20 protein-coding genes are annotated in these 15,806 nt (G+C 30.0%); 16 read left to right on the top strand and 4 right to left on the bottom strand.

Translation table 11 applies throughout. The features are described from left to right. Positions 1–109: 109 nt before the first annotated feature. From GQF29_RS07090 to GQF29_RS07060, 7 genes are all read left to right on the top strand, one after another. The gene (locus GQF29_RS07090) at positions 110–490 is read left to right on the top strand and encodes an ArsR/SmtB family transcription factor (protein ID WP_008789220.1); all 381 of its coding nucleotides are present in this window, start codon (positions 110–112) and stop codon (positions 488–490) included. Continuing rightward, a complete protein-coding gene (locus GQF29_RS07085) occupies positions 480–1,226 on the top strand; it encodes an EFR1 family ferrodoxin (RefSeq protein WP_008789221.1) in 747 nt (248 codons plus the stop codon). The genes GQF29_RS07090 and GQF29_RS07085 overlap by 11 nt, the downstream gene beginning before the upstream one ends. 12 nt (positions 1,227–1,238) lie before the next feature. After that, positions 1,239–1,892 carry an HAD family hydrolase gene (locus tag GQF29_RS07080; protein WP_008789222.1) on the top strand — a complete coding sequence of 218 codons (654 nt, stop codon included), beginning with the start codon at positions 1,239–1,241 and terminating at the stop codon, positions 1,890–1,892. Positions 1,893–2,143: 251 nt separating this feature from the next. Continuing rightward, positions 2,144–2,992, top strand: coding sequence for a Cof-type HAD-IIB family hydrolase (locus GQF29_RS07075; protein ID WP_008789223.1), 849 nt, complete (start codon positions 2,144–2,146; stop codon positions 2,990–2,992). Between the two features lie 49 nt (positions 2,993–3,041). Beyond that, positions 3,042–3,893, top strand: coding sequence for a MurR/RpiR family transcriptional regulator (locus tag GQF29_RS07070; protein ID WP_008789224.1), 852 nt, complete (start codon positions 3,042–3,044; stop codon positions 3,891–3,893). 79 nt (positions 3,894–3,972) lie between these two features. Continuing rightward, positions 3,973–4,968, top strand: a complete 996-nt coding sequence (locus tag GQF29_RS07065; RefSeq protein WP_008789225.1) for a Gfo/Idh/MocA family protein — start codon at positions 3,973–3,975, stop codon at positions 4,966–4,968. Positions 4,969–5,039: 71 nt separating this feature from the next. Beyond that, on the top strand, positions 5,040–6,062 hold the full coding sequence (locus GQF29_RS07060) for a MerR family transcriptional regulator (protein WP_008789226.1): 1,023 nt from the start codon (positions 5,040–5,042) through the stop codon (positions 6,060–6,062). Here the strand turns inward: GQF29_RS07060 and GQF29_RS07055 are convergent. Further along, positions 6,048–6,749, bottom strand: coding sequence for a hypothetical protein (locus tag GQF29_RS07055; protein WP_017144048.1), 702 nt, complete (start codon positions 6,747–6,749; stop codon positions 6,048–6,050). The two genes, GQF29_RS07060 and GQF29_RS07055, sit on opposite strands and share 15 nt — an antisense overlap. A gap of 98 nt (positions 6,750–6,847) precedes the next feature. Between GQF29_RS07055 and GQF29_RS07050 the strand changes: the two genes are divergently transcribed. The 5 genes from GQF29_RS07050 to GQF29_RS07030 all read left to right on the top strand — a co-directional run bounded on the left by GQF29_RS07050 (position 6,848) and on the right by GQF29_RS07030 (position 10,994). Then, a complete protein-coding gene (locus GQF29_RS07050; RefSeq protein WP_017144049.1) occupies positions 6,848–7,474 on the top strand; it encodes a GTP pyrophosphokinase in 627 nt (208 codons plus the stop codon). Positions 7,475–7,668: 194 nt separating this feature from the next. Continuing rightward, complete coding sequence (ispF, locus tag GQF29_RS07045) at positions 7,669–8,148, top strand: 2-C-methyl-D-erythritol 2,4-cyclodiphosphate synthase (protein WP_008789230.1); 480 nt, start codon at positions 7,669–7,671, stop codon at positions 8,146–8,148. Positions 8,149–8,151: 3 nt separating this feature from the next. After that, positions 8,152–9,588, top strand: a complete 1,437-nt coding sequence (gltX, locus tag GQF29_RS07040) for a glutamate--tRNA ligase (RefSeq protein WP_008789231.1) — start codon at positions 8,152–8,154, stop codon at positions 9,586–9,588. Between the two features lie 627 nt (positions 9,589–10,215). Next, the gene (locus tag GQF29_RS07035) at positions 10,216–10,458 is read left to right on the top strand and encodes a hypothetical protein (RefSeq protein ID WP_236916398.1); all 243 of its coding nucleotides are present in this window, start codon (positions 10,216–10,218) and stop codon (positions 10,456–10,458) included. 74 nt (positions 10,459–10,532) lie between these two features. After that, positions 10,533–10,994, top strand: coding sequence for a GNAT family N-acetyltransferase (locus GQF29_RS07030; protein WP_008789233.1), 462 nt, complete (start codon positions 10,533–10,535; stop codon positions 10,992–10,994). Positions 10,995–11,329: 335 nt separating this feature from the next. Here the strand turns inward: GQF29_RS07030 and GQF29_RS07025 are convergent, their stop codons facing one another. The 3 genes from GQF29_RS07025 to GQF29_RS07015 form a co-directional block, all read right to left on the bottom strand. Next, positions 11,330–11,530: a hypothetical protein gene (locus GQF29_RS07025; protein WP_017144051.1), complete on the bottom strand. Its 201-nt coding sequence runs from the start codon at positions 11,528–11,530 to the stop codon at positions 11,330–11,332. 225 nt (positions 11,531–11,755) lie between these two features. Then, positions 11,756–12,073, bottom strand: a complete 318-nt coding sequence (locus tag GQF29_RS07020) for a hypothetical protein (RefSeq protein ID WP_008789235.1) — start codon at positions 12,071–12,073, stop codon at positions 11,756–11,758. Then, positions 12,073–12,432 (bottom strand): hypothetical protein, encoded by a 360-nt coding sequence (locus GQF29_RS07015; protein WP_008789236.1) that lies wholly within the window; start codon positions 12,430–12,432, stop codon positions 12,073–12,075. The genes GQF29_RS07020 and GQF29_RS07015 overlap by 1 nt, the downstream gene beginning before the upstream one ends. Before the next feature lie 231 nt (positions 12,433–12,663). On the opposite strand from GQF29_RS07015, the gene GQF29_RS07010 reads away from it, so the two are divergent. From GQF29_RS07010 to GQF29_RS06995, 4 genes are all read left to right on the top strand, one after another. Next, a complete protein-coding gene (locus tag GQF29_RS07010; RefSeq protein ID WP_008789237.1) occupies positions 12,664–13,791 on the top strand; it encodes a helix-turn-helix domain-containing protein in 1,128 nt (375 codons plus the stop codon). A 178-nt stretch (positions 13,792–13,969) separates the two neighbouring features. Further along, a complete protein-coding gene (locus GQF29_RS07005; protein WP_008789238.1) occupies positions 13,970–14,764 on the top strand; it encodes an immunoglobulin-like domain-containing protein in 795 nt (264 codons plus the stop codon). A gap of 64 nt (positions 14,765–14,828) precedes the next feature. Beyond that, complete coding sequence (locus tag GQF29_RS07000) at positions 14,829–15,323, top strand: rhomboid family intramembrane serine protease (protein ID WP_017144052.1); 495 nt, start codon at positions 14,829–14,831, stop codon at positions 15,321–15,323. Beyond that, on the top strand, positions 15,320–15,763 hold the full coding sequence (locus GQF29_RS06995) for a YaiI/YqxD family protein (protein ID WP_008789240.1): 444 nt from the start codon (positions 15,320–15,322) through the stop codon (positions 15,761–15,763). The genes GQF29_RS07000 and GQF29_RS06995 overlap by 4 nt, the downstream gene beginning before the upstream one ends. Positions 15,764–15,806: the final 43 nt, after the last annotated feature.

Below are 15,806 nucleotides of genomic sequence, written 5' to 3'. Positions count from 1 at the left end.
CAATTTCATTAGTATTTGATAGGTTGGTACGGATTTGCTTAACCAATGTTGCGACTTTTCCATTTTATGTATATAATGGTCAATGAATATTGACGAAAGGAAAAAGGATATGGGAGAGACAAGAAAGACTTTAGCAAAAGAATTTAATGATTGTCGACCTATTCTTTCTGTGTTAGGTGACACGACAAGACAAAGTATTATTTTATGTTTATTGGAAAATATGAAAACAGGTGGTATGAGAGTTGGTGAACTTGTCGACGAGATTCATATTTCTAGGACTGCTTTATCACATCATTTAAAAATCTTAAAAGGTTGTGGAATTGTTGGGATGCGAGAAGAAGGAACTAAAAACTTCTATTATCTTAATTATCGAAGTAGTCGTGTGACATCACTTATTCGGTTGTTTAGAAAAATTGAAGAAGTCCAGCAGGATAATTGTGAAGCTTGTGAGGAACGATATTGTGAGGGAGTGATTCATCATGATTTATAATATTTATTTTAGTCCAACAGGGAGTACTCAAAAAGTAACAAGTTTTTTAGCTAATCAAATAAATACGTGCACTGATGTTGATCTATCTCTACCTAAAAATAATTTTTCTATTAATATAGGAAAAGATGATTTTTGTATTGTTGGTGTTCCATCGTTTGGTGGACGAGTTCCTGATATTGCGATAAAAAGATTATCTCAATTAAAAGGTCATCAAACACCTGTTCTTGCTGTGGTGACTTATGGTAATCGGGCATATGAAGATACGTTATTAGAACTCAAGGAAACACTAGAACAACAAGGTTTTATTTGTATTGCAGCAATTGCTTGTGTGGCAGAGCATTCAATCATGCATCAGTTTGCAAAAGGAAGACCAAATCAAGATGATTTAAATGAGATGGCAGGATTTATGGAAGAGGTAAAAAAACGCTTGAAAAAACAGGCTATATCTGTATATGTCCCAGGCAATAATCCGTATAAAGAATACCATGTTATTCCCTTGCATCCTAAAGCATCAAGCACATGTCATCAGTGTGGATTATGTGCACGCCGCTGTCCTGTTCAAGCGATTCCACTTGATAATCCTCAAGAGATAATGAAAGGTCAATGCATTTCATGTATGCGTTGTGTCCATATCTGTCCACAACAAGCTAGAAAATGCAGTTCTATAAAAATAAAAATGGCATCACAAAAGTTACAAAAGCAATGCATGGTAAAGAAAGAAAATGAATTTTTTTAGGAGGAAAAGAAAATGATAAAAGCAGTTTTGATTGACCATATGGGAACACTTGTCTATGAACAAAGTGAATATTTAGAAAAATTAATGAGTGAGTGTGTTAAGAATTGCCCTGATTGTGATTCTCAAACGATTACAAAATATTGGTTTACAAAACATGATGAACTCCTTAAAAAATATAATGGAGAGAATTATAAAACTGAATATCAAATTGCATGTGAAGCATTTGAATGCACCAAAGCAGAACTTGGGTTGTTAGGTGATAGTCAACATTATACAGATATGTTAGCAGAACATTGGAAAAACACACCTGCATTTGATGATGCTTATGATTTCTTTGCTAAATGTCAATTACCAATTTATATCCTCACTAACAATGATACAAAATATGTAGAAGAAAGCATGAATCGTTTAGAGCTGCAACCAAAAGCAATTATCTCAAGTGAAATGACACATTATTATAAACCAGCCAAAGAAGCGTTTGAGAAGGCCTTAGAAATCATCGGATTAGATGCTCAAGAAGTTATTTATATAGGAGATAGTCTCGGAAAAGATATCTTAGCTGCTCAAGAAGTAGGAATTCAACCTTATTTCATTGGTAAAGAACATGTTGATGATGAAAATATCAAAGTTTTAGAAACTTTGTTAGATATATTTCAGTATATTTAGCCCAATTGGGCTTTTTTTATAATGAGTGATTTTTAAAATAGAATATAGCAAAGAGGAACAAATCTTGATAGAGTACAAAAAATATACAAGTGAACAATTAAAATTGGTTAGAAAATTGATATGAGAAAAATATGTCACATCACTATTTGAAAAAAGACAGTTTGTGATATGTTTTTTTCAATATTTGCAAGAAATATTGATAGTCTAGAAAAATAGTATATCATAGAAACTAAGAATAAGGAGGAAATGAGATGAGCGTAAGAGTTATTATCATGGATGTTGATGGAACATTAATGAATAGTCAAAAAGAATTAAGTCCTAAAACTAAGGAAACATTAATTCGTGCAGAAAAAGCAGGTGCTATTTTAATTTTAGCTTCTGGAAGACCAACATCTGGATTATTAGATTTGGCAAAAGAATTAGAAATGGATAAACATCATGGGTTATTGGTTTCATATAATGGATCAAAAGTTATTGATTGTGAAACAATGGAAACATTATTTAATCAAGCATTAAGTGTAGAAGAAGGAAAAGCTGTTTTAGAACATATGAAATCTTTTGATAAAGTAAGACCTATGATTGATAAAGGGGAATATATGTATGTGAATAACGTTTATGATAATATGATTCAATGGAATGGGGCACCATTTGATGTTATTCAATATGAATCACGTGGTGGAAAGTTTAAATTATGTGAAGTTGATGATTTAGCAGAATTTGTTGATTTTGAACTAAACAAGATTTTAACTACGAGTGACCCTGAGTATTTACAAGAACATTATCAAGAAATGATGGAACCATTTAAAGATAAATTAAGTTGTATGTTTACAGGTCCATTCTATTTTGAATTTACTGCTCAAGGAATTGATAAAGCCAAAGCTTTAGATACTGTTTTAATTCCAATGGGATATAAAAAAGAGGAAATGATTGCTTTTGGTGATGGTCATAATGATGCTTCAATGGTGAAATATGCTGGTATTGGTGTTGCTATGGAAAATGCTGTTCAAGATTTAAAAGATGTTGCTGATGAAGTGACATTATCTAATGATGAAGATGGCATTGCAGTATGTTTACATAAACATATGCCAGAATTGAATTGATTTGTGCCTAAACTTAATATCATATATAATGTTCATGAGGTGAAAACTTATGAACATTTTTAATAAACTTGAGCAGCTTGTTGATTTAACAGATAATGAGAAAATATTAGTTTGTTATATGAAAGAGCATACGAATGACTTTATTCGTTTAAGTGCAAAAGACATTAGCAAGACATGTTTCGTCTCTGTTTCAACCTTATATAGATTATGCAATAAATTAGATGTGAGTGGACTTTCAGAACTCAAAGTCCATATTTCTGCATCTATTGAAAATCATTTAAAAGAAGAGAAAAAGTTTGATTATAATTTTCCTTTCAAACAAAATGAAACACAATATCAAATAGTTCATAAATTACAAGAAGTTTATGAACAAACAATTACATCTACATTAAATTTAATAGATCTCGAACAATTGCGATTAATTGCAAACCAAATGAGAAAAGCTAAAAGCATAGATGTTTATACTTCAGCAGGAAATATTTATTTTGCTGAAAACTTTAAATTTCAAATGCAAGAAATAGGAATCAATATTCATGTTCCTTTAGAAGAATATCAGCAAAGATTAGCTGCAGCAATGAGTAATCAAGATCATGTTGCACTTGTCATATCTTTTGGAGGACGAGGAAGTTCAATAGGTGCAATTACTGAATTGTTGAAGAAAAATAAGACACCAATAGTTTTAATCTGTTCTACTTTAGAAAACCCTTTAAAGAATTCTGCTGATTATATTCTATACATGAGTTCACATGAAGATCATTATAATAAAATATCGTCCTTCTCAACAAGAATGTCATTGCTTTATATCTTGGATAGTCTTTATACATGTTATTTTAAATTAGACTATGATAGAAATATTAAGAATAAATTAACTTATTACGAAAAGATGACACAAATAAAATAAAAATATTTCGTTGATAAATCTTGAAAAAAACGATGATTATTATTTTAATCATGTTAAAATAAATTAAGGAGGCGATAGAATGAAATTAGGAATTGTAGGAACTGGTATGATTGTCAACGATCTTCTATCTTTTATTCATGATATAGAAAGTATCGAACTGATTCATATTTCAGGTACAAAGCGTAGTGAAGAAAAGGTAAGAGAGTTGAAAGAAAAGCATCATTTTCAAAGGTGTTCAGTTTCATATGATGAATTATTGAATGATATTGAAGTTGATACTGTTTATGTAGCATTACCAAACCATCTTCATTATTCATATACAAAACTTGCTTTAGAAGCACATAAAAATGTTATTTTAGAAAAACCAATGACATCTACAATAGAAGAAGCCAAGGAGTTAAAAAAATTAGCAATTCAAAATCATTTATTTCTATGGGAAGCGATTACGAATCAATACTTACCAAACTTTTATAAAATAAAATCATTGCTAAATGAATTAGGTCATATAAAGATTGTTGAGTGCAATTATTCTCAATATTCTTCAAGATATAATGCATTTAAGGAAGGAATGATTTTACCAGCTTTTGATTATACAAAATCAGGTGGAGCTTTAATGGATTTGAATATTTATAATATTCATTTTGTTGTAGGATTATTTGGGAAACCAATTGATATTGAATATTATCCAAATATAGAAAAAGGGATAGACACATCAGGAATACTTATTTTAAAATATGATACATTCCAATGTGTCTGTATAGGAGCGAAAGATTGTAAAGCACCATTATCTAATAATATTCAAGGAGATAGAGGATGTATTCATATTCCAACACCAGTAAGTTATATAGGTTCGTTTGATTTATTGATGAATGATGGGTCTACACAAACAATTAATGAAAATAATGATGTTCATAGAATGTATGAAGAGTTTTTTGAATTTAGCAGAATGTATGAACAGAATGACTATCAAAAGTGTTATGACATGCTAGAACATAGTATGATCGTGACTGAAATACAAACTATAGCTAGAAGAAAAGCCGGCATTCTTTTCCCAGCAGATGATGAAAATATGTAAAATAAGTTTATTTTGTATTGACCATCGAGCAACTCTATAGTCTAGAATAGAGTGAGAAAGAAGGGGATACTATGAAAACAAATGATTTAGAAAGAGATTTGGGATTATCAAAACATACTATTCGTTATTATGAAAAAGAGGGCTTTATTCAGCCTCAAAGAGATGAAAATGGTTATCGTAATTACAATTCTAATGATGTACAAGTCTTAAAGTTAGTTAAATTTTTAAGAAATCTAGAAATTTCTATTGATGATGTCAAAGCCATCTTAAATGGTGAATTAGATTTTCATGAATGTTTAAAAATTAATCAAATTCATTTGGATAAACAGATTGAAAGCATAAAAGAAATTAAAGAAACAATAGAAGATTACCATGATAAAGATCTTCCTTTAATATCAGAATTAGCAGAAGTAGAAAAGAGTACAAGTCAAGCTAGACTAGGATTTCAAAAAACAACCAAAACTGTTTCTTTGGGAAGAAAACTGACCAAACCTTGGGCAATAAGGCAACTCTTTTATAGTTTAATTGGTTCTTTGGTTATTGGGTTTGGTTTAGGAAGGTTCTTTGTTATTGCAATAGATATTCCAACAGTTCAAGGTATTGTGATTTGTCTAGCAATAACAATTTTCATGGAGATTATTCTTATAGGATTTGCTTGTAGGAATACATCACCAACGATGCTAGATAATTCAATTGATCAGTCTGTAGAATTTTTAAGAGATGGAATATGTTATTATGAGTTTACTGGACCGATTCATAATTTACAGTATTTTATTGCTGTATTATTAGGAAAAGATGAAGCAATGATGCATTATTATCGATATGATGAAATTGAAAAGGTGAGTGTTATTGGGAAAAGGCGTTATATGAAATTAGGAAGTCCAATTGCATATGTAGTGTATACTGCTGATTTTTTGTTTGAATTTCAGGATGGTAAAAAATTTTATTTTTACTGGCCAATGATTCTTGATGATGATGCTCGTTATATAGCAATTATTTTAGAAGAAAAAATAAAAGACATTAGGGATCGTCACAATATCCTTCATGCCTTTAAGAATGGTATCAATCTAACAGATTATTTAATTGATCAATAGTTTTAAGGAACGCTCTACTTCCATAAGGATAGTAGGGTGTTTTTGTTGTGTTTGTAATTCTTGTAATAAATCAATAGCCATTGGAAACGCACTCAAACAAGTCATGAGTTTCCAAAGCATAAGATCGTCATCCCAATAATTTAATATACATGTTTTGATATATTCATAAGTCTCTTTATTGACTAAAGATTGATGATAAAAACAAAGAAAGCCAAAAGCATCTATAGCTTCTAATAATTGCGAATAAGAAAGTTGAGGTAATTCTACAAAAAAATCTTGGAATCGTTGCACCTCCATATGTGCTAAGCTTCTTGCAATGAGATCTCTTGGCAAAGGATAACTTTTTTTCTTTGATCCTCTTAATGGGATAGCTCGATATTGATTGTCTCCAATACACCCTAAATATTGACACATTTTAGATATCTGCCCATATTGAGATAATTGGGTTTGTATTTCAATTTTTGTATAAAGTGCTTTTTCTTTAACAAGCTGTTGGAGTAAAACATCAGTGAATTGTGGATGAGTGTTATATTTTTTAGAAAGAAGATGTATACAGGCTGTACGCCAATCAGCATGAGATGATTGTAGTGTATCTATAAGCTCTTTATAAGAGGCTTCCTGCAGTTGATTGCACAGATTCATATCTAACATTCCTCGCTTTTTATAATCAGATTGAGAGCTTTTCATATCCATTCTCCTTTGTTTAATGATATCACTCATTTTCCCATATATTGTAGATAATCACAAGATAATTAGTTAGTAAAATGATAGTGAAGGTGAAAAAAATGAAACTAGAGCAAGCATTTAAGGATTATAAACAATTAAGACAAATGATGTATCCGTATCGTACAGCAACGCATATTATAAAAGCAAAACTGGAAAGTATTGATGATGAATTGAAATGTGAAAATACATATAGTCCTATTCATATGATTCAATCAAGAATAAAATCTCCTGAGAGTATAATAGATAAATTAGAACGCAAAGGATATCCGAAAACAAATAATGGGATGAAATGTCTTAATGATATTGCAGGCATTAGAGTCGTTTGTCATTATATTAATGATATTCAGTATATATCACAATTACTTTTATTACATGAGGACATTCGCTTGATTAAAAAATCCAATTATATAGATTATCCTAAAGAAAGTGGATATCGTTCGTTACATCTTGTTGTGAAAGTTCCGATTTATACAAAAGATGGAATCATTAGTGTCCCAGTCGAAATTCAGTTACGTACAATAGCTATGGATTGCTGGGCCAGTCTAGAACATGAATTATATTATAAAAACCATTATACTGTGTGTGAAGACATGAGTAGACAACTTAAAGAATGTGCGGAACAAATGGCTAAAACAGATGATAAAATGCAAAAGATTTATCAACAGCTTCATAATAAAACTCAGTAATATGATAAATATGTTATTAAGTTAAAATAAGAAAATATGATCATATATAATAGAATCAAAAAAGCGTTAATTTTATCCTAGTTGAGGATAGAAGTAGAAAAATGAGTCAATTTCCATAAATAGTAATAGGAAGATAAGTTTGCTTTTGTATATTCAAAGAATTTGTGCTAGAATAGGTCAGGAAGGTGATAAACATGATGAGAATTGGGCAATCTATAGATATTCACCAATTAGTTGAAGGACGTAAGTTAATTCTTGGTGGTGTTGAGATTCCATTTGAATTAGGATTAAAAGGGCATAGTGATGCAGATGTTTTGTTGCATGCTATTATTGAAAGTATCATTGGAGCAATGGGTTTAGGTGATATTGGAAAACATTTTCCTGATACAGATCCTAAGTATAAAGGTATTTCTTCAATGGTTCTTTTACAACATACATATGAATTCATGGAACAAGAGGGATATGAGATTGGGAATATTGATAGTATAATCATGTGTGAGGAACCAAAAATGGCTCCATACATTATAACTATGCGAGAGAATGTTGCTCGTGTTTTACATTGTGATATCACACAAGTGAATATAAAAGCAACACGTGGTGAGAAATTAGGTTTTGTGGGAAGAAAAGAAGGTATTGTTTCTCAGAGTGTTGTGTTATTAAATAAGAAAGGATAAATTATGGATAAAGTAAGAGTAAGATATGCACCAAGTCCAACAGGACATTTACATATTGGTGGTGCCAGAACAGCATTGTTTAACTATTTATTTGCTAAACATCATGGTGGAGATTTTATTTTCAGATTAGAGGATACTGATATTGAAAGAAATATTGAAGGTGGCGAAGCAAGTCAATTAGAAAATTTGGAATGGTTAGGAATTATTCCTGATGAGTCACCATTGAAACCAGTAGAAAAATATGCACCATATAGACAAATGGAAAGATTAGATATTTATAAAAAATATACTGATATTTTATTAGAAAAAGGATATGCATATAAATGCTTTTGTACATCAGAAGAATTAGATGCAGAACATGAAAAACAGGTTGCTGCTGGTGTTGCTCCTAAATACAATAGAAAATGCTGTGATTTAACAGCTGAAGAAGTGAAAGCAAAAGAAGATGCAGGAATGCCTTATACAATTAGAGTCAAAGTTCCTGCTGGAAAAACTTATGAATTTGAAGATATGATTAGAGGACATGTTTCTTTTGAATCAGAAGATATTGGTGATTGGGTATTGGTTAAAGCCAATGGAATTCCAACATATAATTATGCAGTTGTTATTGATGATCATTCTATGGATATAACACATGTATTTAGAGGTGAAGAACATTTAAGTAACACACCGAAGCAATTAATGATTTATGAAATGTTAGGCTGGGAAGCACCAACTTATGGTCATATGACTCTCATTGTTAATGAAGATAGAAAAAAACTATCTAAACGTGATGAATCAATTATGCAATTTGTTTCTCAATATAAAGAAGAAGGATATTTACCAGATGCAATGTTCAATTTTATGGCGTTGTTAGGTTGGTCACCAGAAGGTGAACAAGAAATCTTTGATCATGATGGTTTAATTAAAGAATTTAGTGAAAAACGTTTATCTAAATCACCATCTATGTTTGATAAAGATAAATTGAAATGGGTTAATAATAGATATATTAAAGAAAGATCTTTAGATGAAGTTATTGATTTGTGTTTACCATTCTTACAAGAAGTATATGATCTATCTCAACATGATGAACAATGGATAAGAGATTTAATTGCTGTCTATCATGATCAATTATCTTATGGTAAAGAGATTGTTGAGCTTGTTTCCTTATTTTTTGAAGATGAATTACATTTAGATGATGAATCAAGAGAGTTTATGAAAGGTGAGTCAATTCCAAACACATTAAAAGTTTTTAAGACAAAATTAGAAGAATTAGAAGAGTTTACAAAAGAAAATATCCAAGCTGCTATTAAAGCAACTCAAAAAGAAGCTGGAGCAAAAGGAAAAATGTTATATATGCCAATTCGTATTGCAACAACTGGAATTATGCATGGTCCTGATTTGGCAAGTTCAATTATGTTACTTGGAAAAGAAAAAGTATTAGGAAGATTAGAAGGATAATTCATATCCTTCTTTTTTAAATAAAAACGGTACAAAAATGCAAATTATCCGCATAAATACATCATTTAGAGGGATTTAAAAGAAAAAATATTAGGCGATTTACAACAAATGAAAGAGCCTTATATAACGACTTATGCAAAGAAATACAGAGTTATGAAAGAACGACATTTCAAACAGAGTGTCTTTTTCTATGCAGTGAAACAGCAGATTATTTCATTTCTGCTTGATTGTTCTATAACTTATTAGTCTATCGTTTGTCAAGGGCTTGTTACGTAAGCAATGCTGAATAACACCCTTTAAAAATCATAGGCTGATAAGTAACTTTTCAAAAGCAAAAAAGAAATGACAGCGCTTAAAAGAGCGTGATATAATGTTGGTGTAGATAAATTGGTATTTGTAGGAGTATGATTGGATGTCAAAGTATAGTTTAAATGTTGCTCTTCAATATGGAGAAAAGTAAAAAAATTTTAGTAATTTAGATGAGGCAGAAAAATATTATTTAATAAATTAGAAGTATTATGTAAAGATAATTTTTCTTTTTTACCAGATTATACTTTTGATAGTTTAAAGCAATTAGAAAAGTGGTATTTTGATTTATTTGAAAATAATTTATTTGATACTATTGGTTTGGATCGAAAAGAATTTGAGAATTTGATGTCTGTTTATTTTGGAGAAGTCGTAGTTAGAAATAATGATAATGCAAAGTGGGTTGTAGAAGAATATGCTTTTGTAGAAGGAAAATATGAATTGATGGTTAATAAGGGCTTATTAAGTATGAGTATTGATAATAAGTGTAATAATTGGTTTAATGAACCATGCAATAAAAAACATAATTTATTATTTAGACAATATAATAGATATTTTAAATGATAAGCTAAACTATCTAAAAAATATAGTATTTAACAGAAGCTGTTTAATGAGAATTTATGAAAAGGAACATGAAGATGAAAATTAAGCTAATTGAGGATTATGAGGATAAGCAGAAAATTGCAAGACAACTATTAGAAGCACTGCCTGAGTGGTTCGGTATAGAAGAAGCAAGGGAGAATTACATTAAAGATAGTACAGACCAACTTTTCTTTGTTGCACTTGATGAAAATCAAGCAACAGGTTTCTTATGCTTGAAAGAAACGAGTAAGGATACACTGGAACTGAGTGTGATGGGCGTGTTAAAGGAGTATCATCGCCAAGGAATTGGGAAAGAGCTATTTTTGAAGGCTAAGAGGTTTGCATCAGAAAATGGATATTCGTTTCTTCAGGTAAAGACTGTTCAAATGGGACATTACGAAGAATATGATAACACCAATCGTTTCTATCTCGGTTTAGGATTTAAGGAATTTGAAGTCTTTCCTACTCTATGGGGCGAATGGAATCCTTGCCAAATTTATATAATGTCACTACGATAAACCTGCTAATAAAAATCAAGTATGTTTTTGAAATAATCAATCAGTTTTCTAAAGCATAATGAAAAGACCATAAAAATATGGTTTTTAAAATATGAGTATTATATGTTTTATGTATCGCCTTTTTCCGATTCACTTAATACTTTTGATACACGTGAATGATATATCCTTAGAAATTTATTATAGGCAGCTATCATGGATACTCTATACGGCTTTCCCTCTGCACGTTTCTTTAAAAAGAATTGACATACAGTGTCACCAGTCAAAAACCTTTGGAGCTTGTTTTATGTAATAGAGCTGGCGGGCTTCATTTTCATTTTGGCGGTATCCTTTTTTCTTTAACCAGTTAAGATACTTCTTAATGAATACTTTCTTTGAACTCTTTGTAATATTATCACAATGCCAATTGTCAAAAATAAAGTCACAAGCTTATCTTTGCCATTATAGCGATTAAAATCATCTAATAGACCATATGCATCAGGCATTGTTTGATCAATTAATTGATTCAATAACTGACAACGAGCGACGTAGGATTTCAAATACTGCTCGTATTGTTTTCCTAATAGAAGGAGTTCCTGACGCTCTTGAGTTCTGTCAATCTGCTGCTTTGTACGATACCATAAATCAATACTATATTGAGCTATAATTAATGAATCAATATGATCTGTTTTAGGGTTACGAATGCCTTGGCATCATTTCTAATGGATTGATGATAGAGACAAAGAAATCTTTTGACCTAAAAAATAGTCATAACATGACTATTCTTAAAGAAGAAAATATTGAATCATCCCAATGAGTGTGCCTAAAACAATTGACATTATGATCATTGGAGGTGTTGATTTCTTATCCTCTTTTGCTACTATAATAATAGTTGGTAAGGCTAATGCGAAACCTACAATACTACCTTTTAACCACCAAGTTATTCCATATAAATCAATATTAAATATTACAAATGGAAGTATGAAATAAAAAACATAAGCAGATATAATTGAATATTTATCTAATCTCATTTTGATCATAGGTAAAACATCAATTGCTCCTACAACAATTCCGATTATACAAGTTAATAAAATTTCCATCATTACACTTTTTCCTCCTGATATTTTCTTTTACATTCTACACACACAATCTCAAATTTATAATCTTCTAACTTTTCTGAAAAAATAGTAAGTAATGGTGAATGATCGTGTGGGCAACATAATCTATTTTTAATAATAATGAATTTATCTTGAGAAGTTTTTATATAGTTACTATCTTGAAAAGCAATATGCATATGTCCATGATGACCACATTTACACTTATAATCAAAGGTAAAATGGTCATAAGTCACATAACATAAATAACCAATATTTTGACCACAATAATCACAGTATATCCAACCACCATATGTACTAGCTAGTCTTGTATTGATGAGTTCTTTAACCTTTGGAATTCTTGCCATAATATATCCCTCCTTTTATGACTGTATTAATTATGTCTCTATTCTATTTTTCTTCTCTTTTATTAGACAGTCTTTTATGTGTTATGTGACAAATAAATTGAATTATTTTTAATATTTTTTATTTTTACTGTATAATTATGATAAGCAACGATACGTATCATCAATTCTACGAATTGATGGTAGTGAGAAGATGGGGAATATCTTATATTAAAAGAGAGAGGGGAGAAAAGTATGACATTAGGAAAAAGAATTCAATATTATCGTAAAAGAAAACAATTAACTCAAGAGGAATTAGCTGAAAAATTAATGGTTTCTAGACAGGCTATATCAAGATGGGAATCAGATAATAATGAACCGGATGTAAAAACATTACTGATTCTTGCTAATATCTTTGAAATAACTGTTGATGAATTGGTTAGAGAAAATGAAGTGAATATTGATAATCAAAATATTATAGAAAATGGAAGCGAAGATATAATCATACATCAACAAGAGGAAATCCTTAGAACGCATCGTAAGAATCATAGATTGTTAGTTATTGTGACTTCAATTGTTCTTATCTTATTAATGGTTTTTGTCATATGTCCTTTATTGACATCATTAGGAAATATCACTTATGAAACATCATCATTACCTGAAGTTGAGAAAGTGAATAATATGACATATCAGATCTCAAAGAGTCAAGTCATACGTGGATTAAACATCAATGTAGGAATTACAAGTTATCAACAACAAAAGATTCGTTTTGAAGGATTTTTATCACTTATTGGTACAAGATATGAAGAATCAGATAAACGAATGATTATTCATTATGATAATAATACGACAGAGACATTAGAAATTTTTGAAAATATATCTAGTGATTCTTCTGATCCTCAGTTTATGTTTAATAAAGAAATAGCAGCAAGAGATATAAAAAGTATAACGTTTATCATTGGTGAACAAACAATAAACGTTACAGATATTGCATTTCCTATTGAAGAATATCTATATGGCTTAAAAATAAATCCTCAGTTTTCTAATCAGGATAATAAAAGTTTTTTCATTGATTTATGTTATATAAATTCAGAAGATGGGATAGGATATTTAGGAGATGATATACAATTTGAAACATGCATGCATATCTATCAGGAAACTTCTGCCATGGAGGAATTCGAGATAATAGATCAACTGCGTCAAGATCAGAAAGTTGAAGTTTATAAGAATAATCAGTTGATTCATACTGAGAAAGTGACGTCAAAAACGATAACAGAATTGATTCATGTTGAAGAGACATATGATATAAATGCAGAATATAAAATTATATATTCGTTTAAGACACCACTAGGAAAGACAATTACTTATGAGATAATACATTAGTTGAAGAATCAGGTAAACTTCTGGTTCTTTCTTTTTGACTACAAATAATATAAAAGGTTATTTGTTTTATGTTGCACTTTATTTATGATATCTTTTTGACAAACAACATTATAAATGTGATAATATGACACAGGAATTTCACATTTGTATGATATAATAATTATCGGAGGTGTACGCAATGCAAAATAAGATTATAATTTCTATCTTATCTGGTTTTATTTTGGTAGATGTCTTGTTGATCTATTTAGCATTGACAATTTCACCAATTAAGTTAAGAAGGAATAGTTTTACGTATCAATATGGTGAGGAAATTTCTACAAATGTTGTTGATTATGTTGATGCGAATCCCTCTGTTTTGGAAAGTGTGAAGTTAGATTTATCACATGTATCTACAGAGGTTGGAAAATATCAAGGAACTATTGAATACTTTGGAGAAAAGCAAACTTTTGAGATATTAGTTGTTGATACTGTAAAACCAAAGGTACAATTAAAAAAAGTGCAATGGAATATCCAATTAGGACAGACCATTAAAGCAGAAAGTTTAATTAAAAATATAGAAGATCGTTCTCAAACAGAAGTTTATTTCTATGATGAGAAGTCGAAGCAGAAATCGAAGTCAAAATCTTATAATGTTGAAGGTTCATATATTGAAAAGATAGTTGTTGAAGATGAACATGGAAATCAATCTTCAGCTTTAAGAGTAAAGATTGTTGTTGAAGCAAATAAGGTTTTACCTGAAATTAATGGTGTTAAAGATATAACAATTAAAGTTGGTGAAAAGATTGATTTATTAAAAGGCATTACAGCTATTGATGATCTTGAAGGAGATATTACATCTCGTATCATTGTTGAAGGAACAGTTAATAGTGAAGAGCCAGGAGATTACCAGATTGTTTATACAGTTAAAGATAATGCTGGTAATGTTGGTAAAAAAGTTAGAAAGGTAACAGTTGTCAAAGATGATAGTGACTAATATAATTTTAATTATTTGTGCAGGCGTATTTATTTATATAAATTTTGTTCAGCAAGGAGATAAAATGGATTGTGCATTGAGGTTAGGTGCATTTTATCCACCAAATGTTAGAGAGAGAAAAGAATATTGGCGTTTTATGACTTGTCATTTTATTCATATTGATTTCTTGCATTTTCTAATGAATGCATATGCTATTTATGAATTGGGAAAATTCTTTGAATATATATTAGGGACTGGAAGTTATCTTATACTTGTAGTTGTATCTATGTTGTTAAGTTCGCTGATGTGTTATAGTGCAGCTGAGATATCTAGTCGATATGACTGGACAGTGACTATTGGTGCAAGTGGGATTGTTTATGGTTTCTTTGGTGCGATTTGTGCATTAGGTTTTTTAGTTGGTGGGATATATATGAATTTATTGGAACAGTTTTTAACTGTTATCTTCATCAATTTACTCTATACATTATTTAATCCACGCATATCAAAAACTGGTCATCTTGGAGGCTTTATTGGAGGCATACTAAGCATTGTTATTTTGCTTGTTTTGAAATTAATATGAGACTTTTAATTGATGGAGATGCTTGTCCTAATAAGGAAGAAGTGAAAAATTTAGCACAAAAATATGGTATAGAGATGATTGTTTTTGCGGATTATGCTCATCTATTAGAAGATGATTATTATCATGTTGTTCATTGCGAAGTTGGACGTGATAGTGTAGATATGCAGATTATTAATCAGGCTCGACCATATGATTTGGTTGTTACTCAGGATTATGGATTAGCGAGTTTATTATTAGGAAAACAAGTGAAGGTTATACATGTTTCTGGAATGATAATAAATATTGATAATATTGATCAGTTGTTAATGTCACGATATATTTCAGCAAAGCAAAGGCGTGCTCAAAAACATCTTAAGGGACCCTCTAAGAGAACTTTGGAGATCAAAAATAAATTTTTAAATACACTAGAGAATTTGCTTGAAAATAAGGATATTATTTAATTATGAATAGTATTCTTTTTTTATATTTTCTTTTTTTGAAACG

Origin of the sequence: Coprobacillus cateniformis (genome assembly GCF_009767585.1) — a bacterium.
Lineage (GTDB): Bacteria > Bacillota_I > Bacilli_A > Erysipelotrichales > Coprobacillaceae > Coprobacillus > Coprobacillus cateniformis.
This window is presented reverse-complemented; position numbering and strand designations above follow the sequence as displayed.

What these genes read in the sequence shown, in the direction of transcription:
- GQF29_RS07090 (WP_008789220.1), top strand. Translation starts at nt 110, where the DNA reads ATGGGAGAGACAAGAAAGACTTTAGCAAAAGAATTTAATGATTGTCGA.
- GQF29_RS07085 (WP_008789221.1), top strand. Translation starts at nt 480, where the DNA reads ATGATTTATAATATTTATTTTAGTCCAACAGGGAGTACTCAAAAAGTA.
- GQF29_RS07080 (WP_008789222.1), top strand. Translation starts at nt 1,239, where the DNA reads ATGATAAAAGCAGTTTTGATTGACCATATGGGAACACTTGTCTATGAA.
- GQF29_RS07075 (WP_008789223.1), top strand. Translation starts at nt 2,144, where the DNA reads ATGAGCGTAAGAGTTATTATCATGGATGTTGATGGAACATTAATGAAT.
- GQF29_RS07070 (WP_008789224.1), top strand. Translation starts at nt 3,042, where the DNA reads ATGAACATTTTTAATAAACTTGAGCAGCTTGTTGATTTAACAGATAAT.
- GQF29_RS07065 (WP_008789225.1), top strand. Translation starts at nt 3,973, where the DNA reads ATGAAATTAGGAATTGTAGGAACTGGTATGATTGTCAACGATCTTCTA.
- GQF29_RS07060 (WP_008789226.1), top strand. Translation starts at nt 5,040, where the DNA reads ATGAAAACAAATGATTTAGAAAGAGATTTGGGATTATCAAAACATACT.
- GQF29_RS07055 (WP_017144048.1), bottom strand. Translation starts at nt 6,749, where the DNA reads ATGAAAAGCTCTCAATCTGATTATAAAAAGCGAGGAATGTTAGATATG.
- GQF29_RS07050 (WP_017144049.1), top strand. Translation starts at nt 6,848, where the DNA reads ATGAAACTAGAGCAAGCATTTAAGGATTATAAACAATTAAGACAAATG.
- ispF (WP_008789230.1), top strand. Translation starts at nt 7,669, where the DNA reads ATGATGAGAATTGGGCAATCTATAGATATTCACCAATTAGTTGAAGGA.
- gltX (WP_008789231.1), top strand. Translation starts at nt 8,152, where the DNA reads ATGGATAAAGTAAGAGTAAGATATGCACCAAGTCCAACAGGACATTTA.
- GQF29_RS07030 (WP_008789233.1), top strand. Translation starts at nt 10,533, where the DNA reads ATGAAAATTAAGCTAATTGAGGATTATGAGGATAAGCAGAAAATTGCA.
- GQF29_RS07020 (WP_008789235.1), bottom strand. Translation starts at nt 12,073, where the DNA reads ATGATGGAAATTTTATTAACTTGTATAATCGGAATTGTTGTAGGAGCA.
- GQF29_RS07015 (WP_008789236.1), bottom strand. Translation starts at nt 12,432, where the DNA reads ATGGCAAGAATTCCAAAGGTTAAAGAACTCATCAATACAAGACTAGCT.
- GQF29_RS07010 (WP_008789237.1), top strand. Translation starts at nt 12,664, where the DNA reads ATGACATTAGGAAAAAGAATTCAATATTATCGTAAAAGAAAACAATTA.
- GQF29_RS07005 (WP_008789238.1), top strand. Translation starts at nt 13,970, where the DNA reads ATGCAAAATAAGATTATAATTTCTATCTTATCTGGTTTTATTTTGGTA.
- GQF29_RS07000 (WP_017144052.1), top strand. Translation starts at nt 14,829, where the DNA reads ATGGATTGTGCATTGAGGTTAGGTGCATTTTATCCACCAAATGTTAGA.
- GQF29_RS06995 (WP_008789240.1), top strand. Translation starts at nt 15,320, where the DNA reads ATGAGACTTTTAATTGATGGAGATGCTTGTCCTAATAAGGAAGAAGTG.